The sequence below is a fragment of the Actinoplanes sp. NPDC048791 genome (genome assembly GCF_040650095.1).
GTDB lineage: Bacteria > Actinomycetota > Actinomycetes > Mycobacteriales > Micromonosporaceae > Actinoplanes.
In genome coordinates, this window is the sequence record NZ_JBEZGQ010000598.1 from 1 (window position 1) to 5,312 (window position 5,312).

Below are 5,312 nucleotides of genomic sequence, written 5' to 3' on the forward strand. Positions count from 1 at the left end.
GTGCCGGGCCGGCTGAGCGAGCTGGCCGCGCTGGAGCGCGGGCTCCCGGAGCTGGTCGCGGGGCCCGGCATGCTGCACGGCGACCTGCGGGTGGACAACGTTCTGCTGGACGCGTACGGCGCAGCGTGGCTCTGCGACTGGACCTGGCCCTGCCTCGGCGCCCCGTGGTTCGACACGGTGACGTTGCTGGTCACGGCGTACGCGAGCGCCCTCGACGTGGATGCCGCCCTGGAGCCGTGGCAGCCGCCGGCGGACGGTGTCGACGGCGCCCTGGCCGCGCTCAGCGGATACTGGCTGACCAGCGCGGCCCGCGGTCCCAGCAGCGCCTCGCCGCACAGCCGGCAGCATCAACGGTTCAGTGGCGGACAAGCCCTCGCCTGGCTGGCCGAGCGCCGCGGCTGGGCGCCACCGAAGTGAGCCGTGAGCCGGCCGGGCAGCCGAGCGATTTGGGCGGCGCGAAGCGGGCCTGATACATTGGTTCGTCGCGTGTGGTGACGTTGCTTTTTGCTGTGTCGCCACCGTCCGAGTACATCATCCGAACTAGTCAGGACAAGGCTGTCGCGTGGCGAACATCAAGTCCCAGATCAAGCGCAACCGGCAGAACGAGAAGGCCAGGCTGCGCAACAAGTCGGTCAAGTCGTCGCTGAAGACCGTGATCCGCAAGCTGAACGAGGCGAGCGCGTCCGGCAACACCGAGACGGCTACCGCGCTGCTGCGTGACGCCTCGCGTCAGCTCGACAAGGCTGCGAGCAAGGGCGTCATTCACAAGAACCAGGCGGCGAACCGCAAGTCGGCCATCGCCAAGCGGATCGCCTCGCTGTCTGCCTGACCGCAGGCTGGTTCCAGCGTCATACACCTCTGGGCACCGCCGAACCTCCGGGTTCAGCGGTGCCTGAGTTGTTTCCCCAGCCAGGGGACACAGTCAGTTGGGCAGTGGGAGTAGCACGCCCGCCTACTCGTAGCGGCGGGCTGCCGACTGTCGTGCGCGCTGCTGGCTGTCGTCGAGGTCCTCGGTCCACTGCCGGGTCACCGGCGGACCGTTCAGCGCGCTCGCGTCCATGACGGCCGGGGTCCAGCGATCCTCGTCGGGCGGCCCGGAAGTCAGGTCTGTGGTGCTTCGCCGGACGACGGCCGGACGCAGTGCGGGTGACCCGCTCTCCGGCGCAGCCGCGCTGACCTGCGCAATCACGGCGGGCGACAGACGAACCGTCGCCGCTCCCGGTGAGGCAGCGGAGGCGCGAACCCCGGCAACCGGCGGTCGGGTGGTCGCGGGACGGATCAGGGCGCCGGCGACCACGTCGTTGAGCTTGACCATGGCCGCGACGGTCAGCGGCAGCGCCAGCACGCCCCACCAGCTGACCAGCTCGGCCAGCGCCAGCAGGATGCCCAGCGCGACGGCGCCCTCCAGGAACACGAAGCAGAGGAAGCCACCGGGCGCGAGATATTGCAGGCCGAGCATGCGGGCGTAGAGCGGCTGCTGACGGGCCTCGTCGCGGGACAGCCCGACCCGGCGTGACCTGGTCATCGGGCGCCACCGGAGTTACGGGCGGCGGCGACGGCGAAGACGGCGCGCTCCAGTGCGTACCCCCGGTCCTCGGCACCGCCCTTGACCGCCGCGTTGCAATCGGCCGCCGCGCGCATCGCGTCGACCAGGCCCTCCGGCGTCCAGCCGCGGCTGCGCTCCTGGGCTTTCTGGATCTTCCACGCGGGCATGCCGAGCGAACTGGCCATCTGGTACGGGTTGCCGCGGCCGGCCGAAGCGACCCGGGCGACCGTGCGCACACCGTCGGCGATCGCGTCGGCGATCGGCACCGGGTCGACACCCACGTGCAGGGCCCAGCGCAGCGCCTCGAGCGCACCCGGGACGTCACCGACCATGGCGGCGTCGGCGACCGCGAAGCCGCTGACCTCGGCGCGGCCCTTGTAGTAGCGCGAGACGACGGCCGCGCTGATCTTGCCGTCGGTGTCGGCGAGCAGTTGCGAGCAGGCGGCGGCGATCTCCCGCAGGTCGGTGCCGTCCGCCGCCAGCAGCGCGGACGCGGCGGCCTCGTCGCATCGGCCACCGTTGCGGCGGAACTCGTCACGCACGAACGCGATCCGCTCGCGCTCCCCCTTGAGCTTGGCGACGGGGACGACGGTCGCGCCGGCGGCCCGCAGCCCGTCGGCGAACGCCTTGCCCTTGGCGCCACCCACGTGGGAGACGATCAGCGAGACGTCGGGGTCCGGATTTTTGGCGTAGGCCAGCAGTGCGGTGACGAGGTCTTTGCGCGCGTCCTGGCCGCTGCGGACGACCAGAACGCGGCGCCCGCCGAACAGTGACGGGCTGAGCATCTCGGCGACCTCACCGGCGCTGAGCGCACCGGCCTCGTATTCGCGGACGTCCGCGCCGGGCTCATCCGCCCGTGCGGCGGCGACCGCGGCGGCGATCGCCCGGGCAGCGAGCAACTCCTCGTCACCTTGGACGAGCAGCAACGGTGCCGGGGACGCGGTGTTCACGTCGGAAATCTTCGCACGAAGGTCTGACGCTTCCGCACGACTCACTCCTGCGCGCAGCCCGCTGACCGAGGAACGCGAAACCCGACATATCGGTGATCCGCCATGCGGTCGCCGCCGTAATGGTTCTCGATCAGGCTGAATGTCTGGCTCGCCGGACGAAGGTGATCCCACCCACATCCGAACCGATCGCCCGGGGTCGAAGGGAACGCTCGGCCTAATCCGGGCGTGTCGTTGTGACGATCGACGGCCGGCCCGGTCGTCAGTGGTCCTTCGGGAGGTCGGCGGACGCGGTGGCCCAGGTCTTGTTCGGACTGGCCGCCAGCGCGAAGGTGACCGTGCCGCCGGTCTGCACGAACGACTCCGGGAGCCAGGAGCGGCGCAGCGTCGAGCCGTTCAGCTTGAGCCCCTGGACGTACGGCTCCGCGGAGTTCGCATTCACCGTCAGGCGGACACCGTTGCTGCGGTCGATCACGACGCGGGTGAACACCGGGCTACCCAGGAGCATCTCCGCCCGTCCGGGAACCTGCGGGAACATGCCGATCGCCGCGAACGCGTACCAGGCGCTCATCGTGCCCAGGTCGTCGTTGCCGGGCAGACCCGCCGGACCCGTCCCGTACGCGGTGTCGACGATCTGCCGCACAGTCTCCTGGGTCTTCCACGGCTGGCCGAGCCCGTTGTACATCCACGGCACATGGATGCCCGGCTCGTTGGTCGGGTCGTAGCGGAGCGGGTTGCCGCCGAGCACCGCCCAGTTGCCGTTCTCGTCGTGGAACAGCCCGTCCAGCCGGGTCGCCGCCGCCGTACGCCCGCCCATGAGCGCCGCCAGTCCGGACACGTCCTGCGGCACCATCCACGTGTACGTGGCACTGGACCCCTGCGCGAAGCCCACATCCGTCGACGGCGTGAAGCCGCTCTGCCAGCTGCCGTCCGCCCGCCGCGCCGCCTGGTACCCGACCGCCGGGTTGTACGTGTTCTTCCAGTAGTCGCCACGCGGCAGCAGCTGCCGGTACAGGTCATTGCGCCCGGCCCGCCGCGCCCACATCGCCAGGGAGAAGTCGGCCAGCGAGTTCTCCAGGGTCTCCGCGGCACCGCCCCAGCAGTGGCAGATGTCGTTCGCCGCGTACTTCAACGCCAGGTACGTATTGAGCGTCGGCCGCTGCCCGAGGCACTGACCGGGGCAACCGGCGTCGGAGAGGGCGTCCGGATTCTGCACGGTCGCCTGCCGGACGAGCGAGTCGAGCGCCGCCCGGGCATCGAAGTTGCGGGCGCCCATGGCGTAGTACGTGGCCAGCGTCGGCGCGGCCGGGTCACCGGTCATGACGTGGGTCGGGGCGCCGAGGTGCAGCCAGCGGTCCCAGATGCCGTTGTTCTGGGCGGCGAAGTCCAGCATCGACTGGGCCATGTCCCCGGCCACGTCGGGCCGCAGCAGTGCGAGGAACTGGATCTGCGCCCGGTACTGGTCCCAGCCGGAGAACGTGCCGTACGCCGCCCGCTGGCCGGCCCGGATGCTGTGGATCTGCCGGTCGGCGCCGAGGTAGCGGCCGTCCAGGTCGTTCATCGTCTGCGGTTGCATCAGCGAGTGGTAGACGGCGGTGTAGAAGGCTTTCGTCCGTGCCTCGGTGCCGCCGCCGACCCGGATGCGCTTGAGCTCGGTGTTCCAGGCGTCGCGGGTGGCCGCGGCGACGGAGTCGACGGTGGCGGTGGCGGGGACCTCGGCGTCCCGGTTGGCGGCGGCGCCGGCCAGGCTCACGTACGAGATCCCGACCCGCATGCGCACCGCCCCACCGGCGGCCGTGTCGAAGCCCACCCAGCCGCCGGAGCCCTTGCCGGCCCGGTCCGCGCCGGTGAGGTAGCCCTCTCCTCCGGTGGCCGTGGTGCCGCCCGGGGTGACGGTCGCGTTCTGCCAGGTCCCGGTCCGGGCGAAGGCACGGTCGAAGACCGCGCTGAAGTAGAGCCGGTAGTACGAGCGGCGGTTCGGGTTGGTCGCCCCGCCACCGTTGCCCCGGCGCCCGCAGAAGCCGCCGGTGAGCACCGACCCGGTGACGGTACGACTGCCGGCGTCGATGGTGATCTCGGCGTCCTCGCTGCCGTTGAGCGAGTTGGACGTGCGGAACAGCAGGTTGGCGGCCGAGCCGGTGGGGAAGGTGAAGTCGCCGACGCCGGCCCGGGTGCTGACGGCGAGGTCGGTCCGTACGCCGTTGTCGAGTCCGACGGTGTACCGGCCGGGGGCGGCGGACTCGTTGGCGTGCGCGAACGTCGAGACGTACTGCTGATCACGGGTGTCCGCGGTGGGTGAGGTGGTGACGTCCCCCACGTACGGCATGATCGGCACGTCCCCGGCGGCCCCCGGGCTGCAGCCCGCGCCGTTGACGTGGGTCAGGCTGAAGCCACGCACCTTGGTGACGTTGTACTCGTAGCCGTTGGCCGCACCGGTGTTGGTCTGGTCGCCGTTGGTGCTGGTCGGGCTCCAGGCGATCATGCCGAACGGCCGGGTCGCGCCGGGCCACGTGTTGCCGCCGCGGGTGGTCCCGATGAACGGATCCACATAGCCCGCCGGATCGTCGACCAGCGGCACCACAGCGGGTGCGGCGGCGGCCGCCACGACCGGCGTCAGCGTCACGACCAGGACCGCTCCCACGACCCCGGCCAGCACTGCACGAACACGAGACGTCGACATACGTGGACCCTACGACGAAGTTGATGATCACCGATGTGCCCGGGCCCGGCCGCCGGGTGAACGCTGCGCGAACCGTCACCCGCGCCGCCCGGCCAGCCACTGCTCGAAGGTCTGCGTGCCCCGCGGGCCGGGACCGGTG

Annotated in this window: 3 protein-coding genes and 2 pseudogenes; 2 read left to right on the forward strand and 3 right to left on the reverse strand. The window is 71.2% G+C overall.

Annotated features, from left to right (window positions below):
• Both AB0C29_RS32155 and rpsT read left to right on the forward strand, forming a co-directional pair.
• A pseudogene (locus tag AB0C29_RS32155) lies at window positions 1–417 on the forward strand (aminoglycoside phosphotransferase); the annotation flags it as partial.
• Window positions 418–562: 145 nt separating this feature from the next.
• On the forward strand, window positions 563–829 hold the full coding sequence (rpsT, locus tag AB0C29_RS32160) for a 30S ribosomal protein S20 (RefSeq protein ID WP_212992737.1): 267 nt from the start codon (window positions 563–565) through the stop codon (window positions 827–829).
• Between the two features lie 438 nt (window positions 830–1,267).
• Here rpsT and AB0C29_RS32165 read toward each other — a convergent pair.
• From AB0C29_RS32165 to AB0C29_RS32175, 3 genes and pseudogenes are all read right to left on the reverse strand, one after another.
• A pseudogene (locus tag AB0C29_RS32165) lies at window positions 1,268–1,525 on the reverse strand (hypothetical protein); the annotation flags it as partial.
• Entirely contained in the window at window positions 1,522–2,505 is a 984-nt protein-coding gene (gene holA / locus AB0C29_RS32170; RefSeq protein ID WP_360828155.1) for a DNA polymerase III subunit delta, read from the reverse strand. The pseudogene AB0C29_RS32165 and the gene holA, both read right to left, overlap by 4 nt.
• Window positions 2,506–2,755: 250 nt before the next feature.
• On the reverse strand, window positions 2,756–5,173 hold the full coding sequence (locus AB0C29_RS32175) for a GH92 family glycosyl hydrolase (protein WP_360828152.1): 2,418 nt from the start codon (window positions 5,171–5,173) through the stop codon (window positions 2,756–2,758).
• Window positions 5,174–5,312 lie beyond the last annotated feature (139 nt).

What these genes read in the sequence shown, in the direction of transcription:
- AB0C29_RS32175 (WP_360828152.1), bottom strand. Translation starts at nt 5,173, where the DNA reads ATGTCGACGTCTCGTGTTCGTGCAGTGCTGGCCGGGGTCGTGGGAGCG.